Raw genomic sequence first — 17,729 nt, forward strand, 5'->3', positions numbered from 1 at the left:
ATCACCCTAGCACCACGATCCGTGGACCTGTCACGGACCTCCCCGCCCCGGCCACCGCACGAACCGACCACCGGGCGCGCATGTCTCGACCGGGCCACCCGCTCCGCGCACACTCGGCACCGTCGGTCACGCCTCGGCCGGAAGGTGACTGCGATGACGGTGTTCGACCCGATGTCGGTCGATGCGTCCGGGTTCCCCCCGGACCACGAGCACGACGTACTGCTCATCGCCGGCAGCCGTCCCGAGGTCGCACGGCTGGCCCCGGTCGCCGGGGCCGTCGCGGCGGCGGACCGCATCCGTGGGATCACCGTCGCCACCGGGCCGGACCCGATGGCCGTCCACGAGGCGTTCGAGGCGCTCGGCGTCCCCACCGACATCACGATCCTGCTGCCGCTGGACACCGGGCCCGGCATGGCCGACGTCGCCGCGGCGCTGTTCACCCGGCTCGACCAGCTGCTCGTCGACCAGGACCCGTCCGCGGTGCTGGTGCACGGCGGCGGGCTGGCCGCCGAGGTCGCGGCGACGGTCGCGTTCTGGCGGCGGATCCCGATCGTGCACATGCAGGCCGGCATGGGCACCGACGACCTGCTGTGCCCGTTCCCGCAGGAGGCGCACCGGCGGGTCATCGGCCAGCTCGCGTCGCTGTTCCTCACCACCAGCGGTTCCGCGCTGGGCAGCCCCCTCGGCCCGAACGTGCTGACCATCGGCGACACGATCAACTCGCTGCCAGGGCCGCAGCACCAGGGCTGTGTCGACGCGCTGGAGCGGGTGCACGACGAGCACCGCAGGCTGATCGTCGTCGACCTGGCGCGGGCGTCGTCGTCGCCGGTGCTGCGCGGCGTCGCGGACCTGCTGGAGCGCTACCCGCGGATCGAGATCGTGCTCTTCGGTGCGCTCGCCGCCGGGGAGACGGCCCGATCGCTCGGCACCCACCCCCGGGTGACGGCCGTGCTCGAGCCCCAGCTGCCCGACCAGCTGGCCGTCCTCGCCGCGGCGACCGTCCTGGTCAGCGACGATCACGAGCTCGTCGTCGACGCGCCCGGCCTCGGCACCCTGGCGGTGCTGGTCGACGGGCCGAACGTGCCGCAGCCCGGCGACTCGATCCGCAGCATCGCCGCCCACGACACGGCCGGCGCCGTCGCGCAGGTGCTCGACGGTGACCACGGGCGTCGCGCCGCCGCGTCGGACGGTTTCGAGGCCGCCCGGGCCGAACAGGCCATCGCCTGGATGTTCGGGCTGACCCGCTCGCCGCAGCTGCCCGACGACCTCGTGGGCGGCCGGCACGGTCCCGGCGAGGTGGAGTCTGACTCCGAGGAGTCCTCCGAGGCGTGACAACCGGTCCTGGATAGGGTGTCGGCGTGCTGCTCTCCGACGGCGACCTGCGCAAGGACATCGAGTCCGGCCGGCTCGTGCTCGACCCGTGGGACGTCGAGATGCTCCAGCCGTCCAGCGTCGACGTCCGGCTGGACCGGTTCTTCCGCGTCTTCCAGAACTCGCGCTACACCCACATCGACCCCGCCCAGCAGCAGGACGAGCTGACGACCCCGGTGGAGACGCCGGACGGCGAGTCGTTCGTGCTGCACCCCGGCGAGTTCGTGCTGGGGTCGACGTTCGAGCGGGTCGGTCTGCCCGACGACCTGGCCGGCCGGCTGGAGGGCAAGAGCTCGCTCGGGCGCCTGGGTCTGCTGACCCATTCCACCGCCGGGTTCATCGACCCGGGCTTCACCGGGCACATCACGCTGGAGCTGTCCAACGTCGCGAACCTGCCGATCACCCTGTGGCCGGGGATGAAGATCGGGCAGCTGTGCCTGTTCCGGCTGTCCAGCCCGGCCGAACGGCCCTACGGCACCGAGGGTGTCGGGTCGCGCTACCAGGGGCAGCGGGGGCCGACCCCGTCGCGCGCGTTCCGCAGCTTCCACCGCACCGACACCCGGCGGAGCTGAGCTCACCCGTCGACGACGGCCGCCACGAGCCCGGGGAACCGCGCGTCGAGATCGACGCGCCGCAGCCGGGTCCGCAGCACCCTGCCGTCGCGCCGCTGCTCGATCACGCCCGACTCCCGCAGCGTCCGCCAGTGATGGCTCGCGCTGCTCTTGGTCATGTCGGGGAGGATCTCCTGGCAGGTGAGCGTCTCGTCCTCGCCGAGGGCGGCCAGGGTGCGGACGACCCGCATCCGCACCGGATGGTCGAGTGCCGCGATCACGGTCTCGATGCTCAGCTCATCGCGGCTCGGATCGTCCTGCATGCACCCATGGTACGACTGCGTTCGAACTGATGTGGCGGCGGTCATCTGGGAGGCGGCCGGGTTCGAGGACTCCGGTTCGAATTGATTCGAATAGTTAGAGGAGCCATGGACGGCCGTCACCACATCGCCACCGAGTTCCACTCCGCCCTCACCACCGGGGACAAGAACCGGCTGCGAGCGGTTCTCGACCGTGCGGCGCTGATCGCCTCCTACGGGGTGGACTTCGCGCTCGAGCACGTCCTGGTGAGCGCCGACAACGTCGCGCTCGGTCTGCACAACACGGCCCGCCGCGGGCACCGGGTGCTCGACGAGCACCTCGCCACCGTCTGCCGGATCGGGGACGGCCGGATCGTCGAGATCGAGATCTTCCTGTCCGACGAGCCGGGCATGAACGCGTTCTTCGGCGCTTGAGCGGGCTCCCGCCTCGCTACGCTGGGAGGTGATGGACGCCGACCGCAGCTCCCCGGACCCGTGGGCCACCGGCCGTCGCCGCAGCGGACGACCCGACCGCGGCGTCCGCCCCGCCGCCCGCCGGCCGGACGCTCCCGATCCGCCCGCCCGCGCCGCCGCGGACCGACCCACCGGGCCGGGCGACGCTGCGGACCGCCCCACCGGACAGGGCGACGCTGCGGACCGCGGCACGGTGCACCCGCCGGTGCCCGGGACCGAGCTCGTCGTGCCGACCCCGGAGCAGCCCCGGACACCGCCGGAGGCCGACCCGCGTGCCCTCGTGCTCCCGGACGGGCCCGCGACGGGAGGCTCCGGACCCGGGCCGGGGGCTGCCGACCCACCCGGGTCGGGGCCCGACGACCCCTGGGCCCCGTGGCGGAAGCTGCGACCCCGCAGCCTCCGCGGTGCCACCGCGCTGGGCCTGGCCGGCGCAGCGCTGCTGCTCCTGCCCTTCCTCGACGACCCGGACCGCTGGTGGGTCCCGGTCGGACTCGGCTTCGGCACCCTGCTCCTGCTCGCCCTGCTGCGGCTGGACCGGCTGCTGCAGGGCTGGGCACCGCACGTCGCCGGGGTCGTGCTCGTCGCGGCCCTGGTCAACGGGACACGCGAGAACCCGTGGGCGTGGGCGCTGGCCCTGTCGGTCGGGGTGATCGTCGCCGGGGCGCTGCTGCTGCCCCGCTGGAAGGTGCTCGCCCTGGGCGTGGTCCTGCTGGTCGTGTCCGGGGTCGGCTACTCGTTCCGCTCCGCGGAGATCCGCCAGGACCAGGCCCGGATCGACGCCCAGGCCGGTACCCAGTTCCGCACCGATCTCGGCGTCGCCCGCCCACAGCTCGCGCTCGTCTCGCTGGACACCGGGGTCGCCTCACCGAACCCGGCCCGGGTCTGCCGGCTCGTGCAGCCCGCGGCGCTGGACCAGGTGCGGGCCGCCACCGGGGCGCCCACCTGCGAGGACGCCGTCGCCGTGCTGCACGGCCGGGTGCCGGCGGGAGCCGGGGTCACCGAGCCGGACCGCCGCCCCGACCCGGTGGTGGCGGTCGGCGCCACCACCACCGTCGACGCCTGCCGCTCGGCCTGGGGCGCCGCCGCACCCCAGCTGGGCCGGGTCGTGCTCACCCGGACCACGCCGTCGACGTTCCAGGTCAGCTCCTTCGCACCCTGCTGACCCCCGCACACACGACGACGGCCGGGTCCCCGTGCGGGGTTCCCGGCCGTCGTCGGTGGTGGGTCAGTTCTCGTTCGAGCGTTGCTGCTCGGCCTGCTCCGGCGACGAGCCGTTGGTCGAGCCGTTGCCGTTCCCGTTGCCCGACGACGCCGGGGTGCCGGTGCTCGACGCCCCGTCCGAGCCGGCCGGGGTGGCCGGGTCCTGCGTCGCGGCCTCCTCGGCGACCTCCGCGTCCGGGGTGGCGACGGCGGGGGTCTCCGTCGTCGGCGCGTCCTCGGCGGTGATCTCGGGGGTGGTCTCGGTGATGGTCCCGGCCGCGACGGGCTCCGGCTCCGGAGCCGGGTCGCCTCGCTTGACCGCGGCGAGCAGCATCTGCGAGACGTCCTGGACCTGCACGGCCTCACCGGCGGTCTGGTTCACCCCGTCGGTCATCATCGTGCGGCAGAACGGGCAGCCGACCGCCAGCGTCCCGGACGGCTCCGAGCCGCCACCGGCCTTCGTGAGGGTCTCGGCGGCCTCCTCGGCGCGGGTGAAGTTGATGCGCTTGCCGATGCGCTCCTCCATCCACATCCGGGCGCCACCGGCACCGCAGCACATCGACCGGTCACCGTGCCGCGGCATCTCCGACAGGGTCGCTCCGGCCGCGCTGACCAGGGCGCGCGGGTCCTCGTAGACCTCGTTGTGCCGGCCCAGGTAGCAGGGGTCGTGGTAGGTCACCGGGGCGGCGTCGGCGGCGGGGGCCGAGACGGGGACGAGCTTCTTCTCCCGCACCAGCTTGTTGAGCAGCTGCGTGTGGTGCACGACCTCGTAGTGCCCGTCGAGCTGGGGGTACTCCCGGCCCAGGGTGTTGAGGCAGTGCGGGCAGGTCGTCACGATCTTGCGGGTCCCGGTCTCACGGCCCTCGAAGACCGTGTTGAGGACCTCGACGTTCTGCTGCGCGAGCATCTGGAACACGAACTCGTTGCCCGAGCGGCGCGCCGGGTCACCGGTGCAGGTCTCACCCGATCCGAGGACGGCGAAGTTCACCCCGGCCCGGTGCAGCAGCTCCGCGGTGGCGCGGACGGTCTTCTTCTGGCCGTCGTCGAACGCGCCGGCGCAGCCGACCCAGAACAGGTACTCGGTGTCGGCGTCGAGCTCGCCCTCCACGACGGGGACCTCGAAGTCCAGGCCCTTCGTCCACTCCAGGCGGTCCTTGGCGTTCTGGCCCCAGGGGTTGCCCTTGTTCTCCAGGTTCTTGAACAGCGAGTTGAGCTCGGTGGGGAACTCGGTCTCGATCAGGACCTGGTAGCGGCGCATGTCGATGATGTGGTCGACGTGCTCGATGTCGACCGGGCACTGCTCGACGCAGGCGCCGCAGGTGGTGCAGGACCACAGGATGTCGGGGTCGATGACGCCGTTCACGTCCTCGCCGCCGATCAGCGGGCGGCCCGCGGCCTCCAGCGCGTCGACCGGGATGGCCTTGAGCCGCTCCTCGGCGCCCTCGCCGGTGATGCCGACCTCGTCGCCGGCCATGTCACGGCTGCCGCCGGCGAGCAGATAGGGGGCCTTCTCGTAGGCGTGGTCGCGCAGGGCGTTGACCAGGAGCTTCGGCGACAGCGGCTTCTCGGTGTTCCAGGCCGGGCACTGGGACTGGCAGCGGCCGCACTCGGTGCAGGTGGTGAAGTCGAGCAGGCCCTTCCAGGTGAAGTCCTCGACCTTGCCGACGCCGAACGTGTCGGTGTCGGGATCGGCCTCCTCCAGGTCCAGCGCCTTGCCCTGGCTCATCATCGGCCGGGTCGCGCCGAGGGCCTTGTAGCCGTCGTCGTTGCGCTTGAAGTAGATGTTCGGGAACGCGGTGAACCGGTGCCAGGCCACACCCATGGTGGGCTTTGCCGCGATCACGATCAGCCAGATCATCGCCGACAGGACCTTCACCGCGGCGAACACGCTGACCAGCGCGGTGGAGGCGGGGAGGATCGTCGACAGGGCGTAGGACACCGGAGCCGACCACACCGGCACGTCGAAGGCGTTCAGCGAGATCTTCGCGGCCCGCACCACCAGGATGCCCAGGCCCTCGAGGAACACGACGCCCTCGACGAAGTACGCCCGGCCCATGTTCGACCCGTAGAACCGCGACATCCGGCCCTGCGAGCGCGGGTTGTTCAGCTGCCGGATGACGATCAGCGCGGCGATGCCCACGACGGTGGCGACGCCGAGGAACTCGACGTAGATCGAGTACACCGACCACACGCCGATCACCGGCAGGTGGAAGGTCGGGTTCCAGACCTCCACGAACGCCTCGACCAGCGCCAGGATCAGGCCCAGGAAGCCGACCATGACCAGCCAGTGCAGGATGCCGATCTTGGTCCACTTGAGCATCCTGGTGTGGCCCAGGGTCTCCTTGAGCATGGTCACGAGCCGCGGCCCGAACGGGCCGTTGCGCGTCGGGTCGGACTGACCGAGCCGGATGATCCGGACCATCCGGGTCACGGTCATGGACACGAGCGCGACGGCGACCACTGCCGACACCACCGTGATGATGCCGAGCGTGTACTGCACCCAGGTCATCTGGAGGAACCTCCCTGTAGAACACCCAGCGGTCCCTGCCGGAGCGTGGTGCTGCCGTGACGGATCGGGACGGGAAACGGTGAACCGGTCCTGGGACGTGCGGAGGCGGGGGTGCGGTCGTGCGCGCACGGCGTACCGTCCCGCCGGGACCGGACGGGCCTCGTCATCGCAGTGCCTCCTCGGACCTCGTCGTCGCACTGGTGTGGTGGGGTGCGACGACGGTCGGGCGAAGGGTAGTGCGCCCGGCCGTGGGTCGCCCGACCCCGTCACGGTCGGGCCATACTTGTTACCGAACAGTAGACAAAGCCGACCATGACATCTCGGGCCGGGGGCGGGTCGCCGGGGAGACGCGAGTCACGCCCGATCGACACTGCTCCGACCGTGTCGACCCGATCGCGCAGCGTGGCGCAGGCGTGGGCCGGGTGGCTCAGCCCCTAGGATCACGTACGGGTCTCGTGGTCTACTCGCCTGCGGGAGCGACCGGGACAAACGGACTGCCGCAAGGAGGAGCTGTGAAGACCTCGTACGAGGCGATCCAGCTGGTACTCGCCCAGGGCGGACAGCTGACCACGGTCAACCTCCGCGACTGGATCACGAACAACATCGTGCCGCTGATCCTGCTCGCGATCGCCGTCATCCTGCTGTGGATCGGTGGTCGTGGTGACAACGCCGGCGTGGCCCGGCGGAGCATCGGACTACTGGTGGGTCTGATCGCACTGGGCATCGCCGTGACCGGCAGCGGTCCGGCCATCGGACAGGCGCTGGCCAACCTGCTCGTGACCCCGGGCTGACCCGTGCTCGTTCGCACGGACGACGAGGTCTACCGCGTCGACGCCGTCTGGCTCGGGCCGCCGCGTGCCACGTTCCCCTGGCGCGCCCGCTACGTCAGCTACGGCGTGGGTCTCCTCGTCATGATGCTGATCATGTTCGTCCAGCGCCGGCTCGGCATCGGGCTGGACTTCTTCTCCGTGGCCTGGGCGCTCGTCGGCACGATCGCGATCACCCGCCTGCTCGGCAAGAAGATCGACTACGAGCGGCCGCTCGGCCAGGTGCTCGCCCAGTTCTGGGCCGAGGTGACCGGTCCGCGGGCCGGGCGCAAGGCCGCGGGTGGTTCGGTGCGTGCGTCCCACGTGCGTGTCCACACCACCCGTGCCCACCCGGGCGCCTCCTCCTCGGGCGGCCGGGCCCGCGCACTCGGTGCGCCCCGCCGGTCCTCGTTGACCGCGGCGGACGCCACGCCGCGCCCCGCGTCCGGCACCCTCGTGGAGTCGGTCCCCGACACCGCCGGCCCGGTGGTCCCGGGGTTCGAGGCCCCGGTCGCGGCACCCACGCGCGTGGTCCCGCCGTTGCCGGAGCCGGGGAGCGCGCCGCGGCGCAGCCGTTTCCGCCGGGCCCGCGGCAGCAGCAGCGGTCGTGGGGCGAGCCTCCCCGCGCGCACCGGCCGTCCCGACCCGTGGCGCCGGAGTGGCCACCGTGGCCGCACCTGAGCGAACCCCCCGCCGGAGGGCTCGGCGTGGCCGGGCCCGTGCCGGCGAGGGCGGTTCGGACTACACCCCGTCGATCGCGCTGCGCTCGATCGACGGCCACATCACGCGGACCAACGGCCAGGTCATGGCCTGGTACCGGCTCGCGGCGCAGGCGTGGAGCTTCCGCAGCGACAACCAGCGCGAGGTGCTGATCCGCCAGATCGCCGCGCAGCTCGGCGAGCTGCAGGGGCGCTGGCTGCACCTGCGCGTCACCACCCGGCCGTACCCGGTGCACATGTGGGCCGAGTCGTTCGACCAGAACGCGATCGGCCGGATGCCCGACGTGCCCGGCGCGCTCGGCTGGGACGGTTTCCTGGAGGGGGAGCAGCGCCACCTCATGGGGCTGTCGATGGCCGACAAGGAGGTCTTCCTCGGCATCGAGGTCTCCGGCCGCGGGCTGATCGACCGCTGGGTGGAGCGCGCCGCGCCCGTCCTCGACCGGCTCGTGCCGTCCGCGGTCCGGGCCGAGCTCGCCGCGCTGGAGTCCGAGGTGAACCACCTCGACGTGCTCGTCGCCGGATCCGGCCTCGACGCCGTCCCGGCCAGCGCCGAGGACATGGCCTGGCTGATGCACCGCTCCGTCGCGCTCGGTCTGCCCGCGCCGCGCGGGCTGTCCTCGGTGCCGCGTGGGGTGTCGACCTGGGAGCCGGAGGACCTGGCCGCGTTCACCGAGGGCGTCGACCTCCACCAGGAGCCGTACGCGCCGACCGTCCAGGTCGTCGGGCGGATGCGCAGCCAGACCGTCACCCGCAACGTCGCGGTGCTGAGCGTCGGGCTGATGGAGGGCCTGCGCATCCCCGAGATCGACGACCCGTGGATGCAGCACTCCGACCGGCTGCCGTTCCCGGTCGAGTGGTCGGCGCGGATCTACGTGCGCCGCCCGGAGGACGTCACCGGTGAGCTGCAGCGCCAGATGGGCAAGGTGCGCAGCCAGATCCGGCACTACACCCACGACCACGACCTCGACCCGCCGATGTCGCTGGCGCGCCAGGCCGACCGGGTCCTGGAGGTCGAGGACGAGCTCACCACCGGGCTGACCCAGCTCAACACCCGGCTCTACGGCTGGTGGCGGATCGCGGTCTCCGGCCGCGACGAGGCCGAGGCCACCACCCGCGCCCAGCAGGTCGTCGACCTGTACCGGCCCAAGGTGCAGATCGAGCACCCCGAGGCCCAGTACCGCTACGCCCGCGAGTTCATCCCCGGCGAGCCGCTGGCTGCGACGGCCTACCGCCGACGCGGCTCGGTCACCTGGGCGGCGGCAGCGGTCCCGGCCGCGACGGCCAGCGTCGGCGACCGGCGCGGGATCATGCTCGGCGAGACCTGCACCGCGACCCGGCGTCCGGTCGCCTGGGACCCGTGGCTTGCCCAGGAGGTCCGGCGCGCGTCCGGCCTGACCGCGATCGTCGGTGGCCTCGGCTCGGGCAAGTCGTTCCTCACCGGGCTGGTCGTCTACAAGACGCTGCGTGCCGGGGCCCGCTGGACGGTGCTCGACCCGTCCGGCCCGCTCGCGGAGCTGACCCGGCTGCCGGAGCTGGCGCCGTTCTCCCGGCACATCAACCTGCTCCGCGCCGACCCCGGCATCCTCAACCCGTACCGGGTGGTCGCCGAGCCGCGCCCGGACCACTTCCTCGACGACGAGGACCCCGAGCGCGCCTGGAAGCGGGAGCGCTCGCTCGCCGCGGCCACCCGTCGCCGCCTGGTGCTCGACGTGCTGTCGGGCCTGCTGCCCTACGAGATCGCCCGCCAGCCGCACACCCGGATCGTGCTGCTCCGGGCGGTGCGCGAGGTCGGCGGCTCGCCCGACCGGCACCCCGGCATGGTCATCGACGCGCTGCGCCGGCACGCCACCGAGGGTGAGGACCACGCCGGCGTCGTCGCGGACTTCCTCGACGAGCGGCGCGAGCTGCCGCAGGCCGCGCTGCTGTTCCCCGACGAGACCCGGGCGGACCCCTGGCAGGCCGACCGCGACTACCGGCTCACCGTGCTGACGATGCAGGGCCTGTCGCTGCCGCGTCCGGGCAGCCCGCGCGAGGAGTGGACCGACAACGAGTCGCTCGGCGTCGAGCTGCTGAACCTGGCGTCCTGGCTGACCCAGCGCACGATCTACGATGCCGACCGCAACCTCCGCAAGGGCGTCGCGCTCGACGAGACGCACTTCCTGTCGCAGGTGCCGACCGGCAAGGTCCTCATCGACCGGCTCGCCCGCGACTCCCGCAAGTTCAACGTCCGCGCGCTGTTCGCCTCCCAGCTGGCCGGCGACCTGCTGCGGGTGTCGGGCTTCGCGTCGCTGGTCAACGCGGTGTTCGTCGGCCGGACCGACGACGAGGAGGCCCAGTCCGAGGCGCTGCGGCTGCTGCGCGTGCCCACCGGTGTCGGCTACGAGGAGATGCTCGGGACGCTGTCCCCGCGCCCCCGCCACGACGACCGGCCCGACGACGCGCCCCGCCAGTTCGTGTTCGCCGACGGCCACGGCGGTGTGGAGAAGGTGCGCATCGACCTGGAGGCGCCGCACCTGGAGCACGTCCGCGAGGCGCTCGACACCAACCCCGACGCCGCCCGGGTCGTCGCCCCGCGCCCGCCCGGCGGGCCGGCGCTCACCGGGCCGGGGAGTCCCGAGATGACCGCACCCGACGAGCCGAGCCCGCTGCCCGCGCGCCGCGTCCCGGCCCCGGTGGCGGTGCCCGACCTCGACGGCGACGAGATCGACCTGACCACCGACACCCGGATCGGCCCCGGCGACGCCGACCCGGTCCTGGCCGGCGGGATCCGCGCCGGTGGGGTACAGGTCGTGTCGGTCGCCGCGACCGACGCCGCCGTCGGACGTGCGGAACTCTACGACGACGAGCAGCTCGACCTGCTCGACGAGCTCGACGACGACTGGATCGTCGACGAGCCCGCCGCGGCGCCCCCGAACGCGGCGCCCTCGAACGGGACGCCCCCGAACGGTGGCCCGAACGGCACGGCCCCGCACGGCGCGCCCTCGGACGGGGCTGCTCCCACGAACGGCCACACCCCGCCCACGCCCCCCGACGGGGACGGACGGTGACGGCGGGGCTCGACCCGTCCGGCGGCGCAGGGATCTGGGTCGTCCTGGGTGTGCTGCTCGCGGCCGTCGTCGTGTCGGTGCGCAGGACCCGCCGCGCACGCCGGCCGGACACCCCGGGGACCACCCGGCGCCGTCGCCGGCGGACGGCGATTCTCGTGGTCACCGCGATCGCCGGCGGCACACTGCTGCTCGGCTCGCCCGCGATGGCGCAGGCGCTGGACTGCAAGACCCCGCCGGAGCCGGACCGCCCCGGCACCGGGCTGGTCGGCTCGCTCGACCGGCCCTCGGCGCTGCACGGGGAGGCAGGCAGCGTCTACGAGGAGGTCGGCTACGCCGGTCTCGTCTGGCACAACTACGACCTGGGCTGCGCCGCGTCGGGCGTGCTGAACCCCTCGGTCACCACCGACACCTGGCTGGGCAACCAGGTCTTCAACCTGGCGAAGCTGACCGTCGGCGGGGTGAGCTGGGCGCACTACCTGATCGCCGACGGCGGGTCGCTGTTCGAACCGCTCGACCAGGTCATTACCACCGCGACCCGGGCGATGTACGAGACGGTGTTCACCACCTGGGTGGGCCTCGGCCTGCTCGGGTTCGCGATCATCGTGTTGCTGCTGGCGATGCGCGGCGAGCTCGCGCGCCAGGCCCAGCGCACCGGCATCGCGGTGCTGGCGCTGATGATCGGCTCCGCCGCCTATCTCGCACCGGTCGACTGGTCCCGCGCGGCGGACAACCTGCTGCTCGACGGCGTCACGCAGATGCAGGAGGGCTTCCTCGGGCAGGTAGGGCTCGGCACCCGCGACACCCTCCCCACGGTGCTCGTGGACCAGGTGGCCTACCAGAACTGGCTGCGTGGGACGTTCGGCGCACCGGACGTCCCTCAGGCCCAGGAGCTGGGACGGGACCTGCTGCGGGCCCAGGCGTTCACCATCGACGAGATCGACCGCGGCGAGGACACCAGCGAGACGGCCGAGCGCAAGAAGGGCGAGTACGCCGCGATCGCCGACCGCATGGGCGACCGCTACGCGTACTTCACCGGGGCGTCCGGCAGCCGGATCGGAGCCGGGACGCTCGCGCTGATCCAGGCCGCGTGCATCGCGCTGTTCCAGCTGCTGTCCAAGGTCCTGGTGCTGGTCGCGTTGCTGATCATCCGGCTGATGGTGGTGACGGCGCCGGCGATCGCCGTCGTCGCGCTGCTGAAACCGGACGTCATCCCGGCGATCCTGCGCATCGGCGGCGCCGCGATCGTGAACACGCTGGTCGTCGGGGCGCTGGCCGGGCTGCACGCGCTGCTGGTCGTGTCGCTGTTCGCCCCGGGGTCCGGGGTCGATCTGTGGCTCGCGCTGCTGGTCACCGGTGTGGTCACGCTCGTGCTGTGGGCCGTCGCGCGACCGTTCCGGCGGCTGGTGTCGATGGTGACGCTCACCCGCGAGCAGTTCGGCGGGATCGTCCCCGGCATCAACGGCGGCCCGGTGTCGCGCGTCTGGAACCGGATGCGCGGCCCGAACGACGCCGACGAACGCCAGTCCCGCTGGTGGTCCGAGCGCGGCGGCAACGGCGGGTCCGGTGACCCGGGTGCGGTGCGCCCGGAGGCCGAGACCGCTGCCGGGCCGGGGGCCCGGGTCCGTCGTCGCGCGGCGACCGACGTGCCCTCCCCCCAGGCGGCCAGGATCGCCGAGCCACGCCGCGGGGCGCTGCCGGTCGGGCTGTCCGGGCGGCCCGACACCGGGTTCGCGACGCGGGTCGACCCCGGCGAGGTCGACGACCGCTCCATCTACCGCCGCGACGACACGGGCCCCCGCCGCCCCGGCGACCCGGCCCCGGTGACCCCGGAGCTCGTCGACGGCGTGCCCGTCTACAAGATCTACCGCCCGCGGGCGGCGCACACCGGCGGTGACCGTGCCGATTAGGTCCTCCCGCGGCCGTGCCGGCGCCTATCGCGCGGTGTGGCAGTGGCCGCTGCGCTCCCCCGTCCGGCTCGCCGTGACGGTGGTGGTCCTGGGCGCACTCGTGTTCGGGCTGGTCTCGCTCGGAGGTTCCGGCGGTGCGGCGTCCGGCGGGCTCGTCGCCGGGGGAGGATCCGGCGGCAACCGGTGGGACAGCGGGTCGTCCGGGGTCTCCGCGACGCCCACCCCGACGCTGCTGCCGCCGGTGCCCGAGCTGACCCCCGAGGCACTGCCGGTCTCGCAGGCACCGCAGCAGGCCCTGGAGACGGCCCGGGTGTGGGCGTCGGCCTGGGTGAACCACCCCGACGGGATGACCTCCCAGCAGTGGGTCGCCGGGCTGCGGCCGTACACGACCGACGAGTTCCTCGGCGTGCTCGCGAGCGTCGACCCGTCGAACGTGCCCGCCTCCCGGGTCACCGGGCCGGCCACCCCGACCCGGGTCGCGCCGAAGAGCATCGAGGTCACCGTGCCGACCGACACGCTGACCCTGCGGATCCTGATCGTCGACACCGAGGCGGGCTGGAAGGTGTCCCGCTACGACCGGGCATGAGCACCCCGCTGACGCGTGCGCTGCGGCCGTTGCGGCTGCTGCTGCCGTTCGTCGCGATCGGGATGACGCTGGTGCTGTTCCTGACGGTCGGCTTCCTCGCGTTCAGCCCCAACCTCGGTGGCGGTCGGTCGAACGCGGCCTGGTGCGACACCGGCATCTCGACGGCGACGGTCGGCCGCGGTGGCGGAGGAGCCACCCTCGAGACGCTGTCCGACGAGCAGGAGCAGAACGCCGCCGCGATCATCTCGGTCGCCAAGGACATGCAGCTCCCGCCGAAGGCCTGGCTCATCGCGCTGGCCACGGCGATGCAGGAGTCGACGCTCCGCAACATCAACTACGGGGACCGGGACTCGCTCGGGCTGTTCCAGCAGCGTCCGTCGCAGGGGTGGGGGACCCCCGCGCAGGTCACCGACCCCGCCTACAGCAGCCGGATCTTCTACGAGCGGTTGATGGAGGTGCCCGGCTGGGACTCGCTGCCGGTGACAGTGGCAGCTCAGAGAGTCCAGCGCTCCGGTTTCCCCGACGCCTATGCCAAGTGGGAGGGCCTGGCCGCGTCGCTGGTCCAGAACATCGGCGACGTCGCCAACCCGACCGGCTGCGCCCCCGGCACGACCGGCGCGCTGCCCCCGGGCGTCGCCGGCGCCGCGATCGGGTTCGCGCTCGGCGAGCTCGGCAAGCCCTACGTGTGGGGCGCGACCGGCCCGGACGCGTACGACTGCTCCGGCCTGCTCATGCGTGCCTACGAGGCCGCCGGGCTCACGATCCCGCGGGTCTCGCGCGACCAGTACAAGTCCGGCGGGCACCTGCCGGTGCGCGACGTCGCGCCGGGCGACTTCCTGTTCTACGCTCACGATCCGTCGGATCCGAGCACGATCTACCACGTCACGATGTACATCGGCGACGGGAAGATGGTCGAGGCGCCCAACAAGGACCACCCGGTCCGGGTGCAGCCCGTCCCGTGGGAGTTCGGCGACCTCGTGCCGCTCGCCACCCGGCCGGGGACCACGCCGAACCCGGCCTGAACGGGGTCGAGGCGCCATCATGGGCGGCATGCGCTCCCCGCTCTCGGACTACCTCGACTCCGCGGCGCCCGGTGCCTGCCCGGACCATCTCGTCGTGCCGCGCTCACTGGCCCAGTCGATGCCGCTGCGCTGGCAGCAGGTCTTCGTCGGGCTGCTCACCGACCTGCACGAGGCCTACCCCGATGTCGTCTGGCCCGAGTACGCGGTGTCCGCGGTGCGCGCCGAGCCCCTGACCGAGCTCGACGACGCCCAGCTCGCGACACACGGCTACGTCACCGAGCTGGGTCCCGACGGGGATCTCGAGTACCGCGACGTCGACGACCGTGTGGTCCCCGGGTCGCTGCCGGTCCGGGTGGAGGTGCCGGACACGGTGCCGCCGGCGTCGGCGGGGCAGGTGCCGCGGGGGACCGTCGTCCTGCGCTGACTTCACGGGACCCCGCTGCGCTCACGCCGCTGAGCCGATCACGCCGCTGAGCCGATCACGCTGCTTGCGGCGGTCGGTTCCGGCGGACCTGCGCGGTCCGTGGCCGAGCGACGGCGAGATGCACCCCAGCGGGAATCGTCGATCCCCACGGCCTGCTGAGCTGCATCTCGCGGTGCGACAGGGATACCTTCCTGCCGAATTCGCTTACCCGGTAAGCGAGTTCCGGGCTGACCGTCAGCAGGTCCGGTGCGCCCCGACCGGTGCGCGACGGCGCCGGGCCGCGTCGGCGAGCCGGTCCAGCTCACGGACCAGGTACGTCGCGTCGGCCGGCCCGGCGTGCACGACGGCGTCGTCGGGCAGCGGGCCGCCGACGCCGTCCGGGGTCGGGCGCCGCTGGACGTAGCAGCCGTCCGGGGTGGCGTGCACCAGCAGGACACCCGGCGCGCGGCACGGGTCGGGTCCCTTGCGCCCGGCGCCGAGCTGGGCGACGCCCTCGATCCGCCCCATCCGCCGCAGCACCTCGGTCTCGGCCGCGGTGCAGCCCCGCCGCAGGAGCTCGTGGACGAGCCGGTCGGCGTCGCCGTCGGCGCGCTCGACGGCCTCCCCCAGCACCGTGACGGGGATCTGCACCCCGACACCGGGGCCCGGGACGACCTCGCCGAGCAGCTCGACCAGGACGGCGGCCGCGTCCTCGGGGCGGACACGCACGAGCGCGACGTCGTCGTCGATCCGGGTGGCCAGCACCGCGCGCCCGGCCCGCCGCGCGACCAGCGCACGCTGCCACGACAGGGGCGCGACCACGAGGTCGTGCTGGAACTCCGGTGCGACGACCGTGCGCAGGTCGTCGACCAGGTTCGGCTCGAACGTGGTGCCGGTGAACAGGCCACGCGCCGCCAGGGTGTCGAGGCACTCCCGTACGACGCGGGCCCGCTCGACGTCGGTGAACCCGGGGCTGAGCAGCTCCAGGACCGCTGGGTTGCGACCGAGGTCGAGGAGGTCCCGGGCGACGTCGAACTCGGCGGCGGTGAGGACGGTGGCGCGGTTCCAGTCGATCATCGGTGGGGCTCCTCGGGTGCCAGGACGGCGTCGGTCGCGGCGATCTCGATGTCGAACACCTCGTCGGTGGGGACGACATAGCGGTTGCGGTGGTCCTGGGCGTCGCGGCCGCCCACGCCGCCGGCCGTCGGGCCGTAGCCGCTCGGGCCGGTGCTCCGTCCGGTGGTCTCGCCGGGGCGGGCGGACCAGGCCGGGTCGGCGGACCGGGTGCCGTGGCCGAACGGCTCGAACAGCCGTCCGCCGCCGGTCCCCGTCCCGCCGGGGAGGCGCTCGCCGTACCCGGGGCCGCGGGCCGACGGCGGGAGGAGCGGCTGCGCCCGGGTCCGCTCGCCGAACTGGCGCCCGAGGTCGACGCGGGTGCCGAACGGACCGGGACCCGGTGCCGTCGACGTGGGGTACGCGACCTGGGGTGGCGCGGGCCGGTACGGGTCCGGGGCGGGCGTGGTCGGTGGGTCGAGGCGCTGGGGTGCGACGACGTCGACCGGTCCGGGCAGCCCAGTGCGGTCCCGGTCGGTGCCGTCCCCGCTGGTCCCGGGCCCGCCGGGGCCAGCGGGCCGCCCGACGTCCGGCGTGCCGGGACCCGATCCGCCGCTCACCCGCCCGCCGTATCCCCACTCGCCGGGAGCCTCGACGCCGCCCGGTCCGGGCCGGGGCCCGACACCCGGTGGATCCGGTTGATCCGGTGCACCGTCGCCCGGTCCCCCGCCGCCGACACGGGTGGCTCCGCCGCCGTCCCCGACGGCGGCCGGGCCGAGCCCGCCGGCCCGGTCCGAGCTCGGCGGCGGACCTCCGGCACCGGTGGGCGCCGCAGCCGACGCCGGGTCGACGGTGCGGAAGCGGTCGTCGATCGCCGACGCGGTGTCGAGGTGCTCCTGCAGCACACGGTCGGCCTCCTCGCTGTGCCGCTGGTCGCGTTCGAGCGAGGTCACGTAGTCGGCGACGGTGGCGCCCAGACCGGTCAACGGGGCGCCCGCCAGCAGGTGGGCGTTGCGGACGCCGCTGGTGAAGATGCCGGGCGGGGTGGGGTCCAGGGCGGCGATGGCGGCCTGGGTGCGGTCGAACGACTGCCCGTAGGCGTCCAGCTGGGTCGCGCCGTTCGCGGTGACGGGTGCGGTGCACGCCATCGAGGTGGTGATGCCGTCGAGGGACTGCTGGGCAGCGGCCGCGGCGGGGCCCTGCCAGGAGACGCCGAGCTCGGTCATGCGCTTCCTGGCCTCGTCGGCCGCGGCACGGAGTTCGGTGTCCGCGGTCCGGAGCGCGGACGCGGCGTCGACGACCGCGGACGAGCCGGGTTTGCCGACCACCCAGGCGTACTTCTCCTGGAGGGACTTGGCAGCGAAGTTGAAGCCCTGGTGGAACGCCATCGTCTGTTCCGGAGTACCGGGTTCAGATCGTGAACGAACGAGCGATGGCGGCCTCGCCGAGTTCGAAGTCGACCGCAGTCGCACGAAGGCGTCGGACTGCCTCCTCCAACTCTGTCTGGTGCTGCGCGTGCGTCGTGATCATCCGCTCGAACCTGTCCTGGAACGCGGGTGTCGCGATTCCCGAGATCGGGTCGTCTCCACAGGACCCGACCCGCGTCCTCTGCGCGCTGCGGAGAGAATCGCGGATGGCGGTGATCTGGGCGGACAGGACGCGACCGACCTCGAGCACGTTGTCCGGCGAGATCTGGCTCATCAAGACGTCCGACGAGCTGCTCACAGTCCCGCGTTGGTTCTGTTCCACGGACCGGAACGTAGTGTCACCGGGACCAGGGGA

16 protein-coding genes are annotated in these 17,729 nt (G+C 73.3%); 11 read left to right on the forward strand and 5 right to left on the reverse strand.

The annotated features are described in order from the left end of the window. The first annotated feature begins 153 nt into the window (after positions 1-153). Positions 154-1,332: a UDP-N-acetylglucosamine 2-epimerase gene (locus tag XF36_RS26895; protein WP_060714117.1), complete on the forward strand. Its 1,179-nt coding sequence runs from the start codon at positions 154-156 to the stop codon at positions 1,330-1,332. A gap of 26 nt (positions 1,333-1,358) precedes the next feature. Continuing rightward, a complete protein-coding gene (gene dcd / locus XF36_RS26900; protein ID WP_020621988.1) occupies positions 1,359-1,943 on the forward strand; it encodes a dCTP deaminase in 585 nt (194 codons plus the stop codon). Between the two features lie 2 nt (positions 1,944-1,945). On the opposite strand, the gene XF36_RS26905 is transcribed toward dcd, so the two are convergent. Continuing rightward, on the reverse strand, positions 1,946-2,245 hold the full coding sequence (locus tag XF36_RS26905; RefSeq protein ID WP_020621989.1) for an ArsR/SmtB family transcription factor: 300 nt from the start codon (positions 2,243-2,245) through the stop codon (positions 1,946-1,948). Between the two features lie 105 nt (positions 2,246-2,350). Between XF36_RS26905 and XF36_RS26910 the strand changes: the two genes are divergently transcribed. Beyond that, positions 2,351-2,656 (forward strand): hypothetical protein, encoded by a 306-nt coding sequence (locus XF36_RS26910; protein WP_064485514.1) that lies wholly within the window; start codon positions 2,351-2,353, stop codon positions 2,654-2,656. Positions 2,657-2,687: 31 nt separating this feature from the next. Beyond that, positions 2,688-3,857 carry a hypothetical protein gene (locus XF36_RS26915; RefSeq protein WP_060714118.1) on the forward strand — a complete coding sequence of 390 codons (1,170 nt, stop codon included), beginning with the start codon at positions 2,688-2,690 and terminating at the stop codon, positions 3,855-3,857. A 63-nt stretch (positions 3,858-3,920) separates the two neighbouring features. Here the strand turns inward: XF36_RS26915 and XF36_RS26920 are convergent, their stop codons facing one another. After that, positions 3,921-6,404 (reverse strand): (Fe-S)-binding protein, encoded by a 2,484-nt coding sequence (locus XF36_RS26920; protein WP_064485515.1) that lies wholly within the window; start codon positions 6,402-6,404, stop codon positions 3,921-3,923. A gap of 512 nt (positions 6,405-6,916) precedes the next feature. Between XF36_RS26920 and XF36_RS26925 the strand changes: the two genes are divergently transcribed. The 7 genes from XF36_RS26925 to XF36_RS26955 all read left to right on the forward strand — a co-directional run bounded on the left by XF36_RS26925 (position 6,917) and on the right by XF36_RS26955 (position 14,915). Then, entirely contained in the window at positions 6,917-7,195 is a 279-nt protein-coding gene (locus XF36_RS26925) for a hypothetical protein (protein WP_020622502.1), read from the forward strand. Positions 7,196-7,198: 3 nt separating this feature from the next. Continuing rightward, the gene (locus XF36_RS33060) at positions 7,199-7,891 is read left to right on the forward strand and encodes a hypothetical protein (protein WP_060714119.1); all 693 of its coding nucleotides are present in this window, start codon (positions 7,199-7,201) and stop codon (positions 7,889-7,891) included. 124 nt (positions 7,892-8,015) lie between these two features. Continuing rightward, entirely contained in the window at positions 8,016-10,976 is a 2,961-nt protein-coding gene (locus XF36_RS26935) for an ATP-binding protein (RefSeq protein ID WP_238589376.1), read from the forward strand. After that, positions 10,973-12,883, forward strand: coding sequence for a hypothetical protein (locus tag XF36_RS26940; protein WP_060714120.1), 1,911 nt, complete (start codon positions 10,973-10,975; stop codon positions 12,881-12,883). Before XF36_RS26935 ends, XF36_RS26940 begins: the two co-directional genes overlap by 4 nt. Beyond that, positions 12,873-13,469, forward strand: coding sequence for a hypothetical protein (locus XF36_RS26945; protein ID WP_064485702.1), 597 nt, complete (start codon positions 12,873-12,875; stop codon positions 13,467-13,469). Before XF36_RS26940 ends, XF36_RS26945 begins: the two co-directional genes overlap by 11 nt. Beyond that, on the forward strand, positions 13,466-14,491 hold the full coding sequence (locus XF36_RS26950) for a C40 family peptidase (RefSeq protein WP_060714122.1): 1,026 nt from the start codon (positions 13,466-13,468) through the stop codon (positions 14,489-14,491). The genes XF36_RS26945 and XF36_RS26950 overlap by 4 nt, the downstream gene beginning before the upstream one ends. 28 nt (positions 14,492-14,519) lie before the next feature. After that, positions 14,520-14,915: a hypothetical protein gene (locus XF36_RS26955; RefSeq protein WP_238589036.1), complete on the forward strand. Its 396-nt coding sequence runs from the start codon at positions 14,520-14,522 to the stop codon at positions 14,913-14,915. Positions 14,916-15,149: 234 nt separating this feature from the next. Here XF36_RS26955 and XF36_RS26960 read toward each other — a convergent pair whose 3' ends face one another. From XF36_RS26960 to XF36_RS26970, 3 genes are read right to left on the reverse strand one after another with little or no spacing between them, the layout of a single operon-like run. Beyond that, positions 15,150-15,971 (reverse strand): ESX secretion-associated protein EspG, encoded by an 822-nt coding sequence (locus XF36_RS26960; RefSeq protein WP_060714124.1) that lies wholly within the window; start codon positions 15,969-15,971, stop codon positions 15,150-15,152. Next, positions 15,968-17,335, reverse strand: coding sequence for a PPE domain-containing protein (locus XF36_RS26965; RefSeq protein ID WP_060714125.1), 1,368 nt, complete (start codon positions 17,333-17,335; stop codon positions 15,968-15,970). The genes XF36_RS26960 and XF36_RS26965 overlap by 4 nt, the downstream gene beginning before the upstream one ends. A gap of 22 nt (positions 17,336-17,357) precedes the next feature. Continuing rightward, positions 17,358-17,648, reverse strand: coding sequence for a PE domain-containing protein (locus XF36_RS26970; RefSeq protein ID WP_145981528.1), 291 nt, complete (start codon positions 17,646-17,648; stop codon positions 17,358-17,360). Positions 17,649-17,729 lie beyond the last annotated feature (81 nt).

It is taken from the genome of Pseudonocardia sp. HH130629-09 (assembly GCF_001294645.1).
Taxonomy (GTDB): domain Bacteria; phylum Actinomycetota; class Actinomycetes; order Mycobacteriales; family Pseudonocardiaceae; genus Pseudonocardia.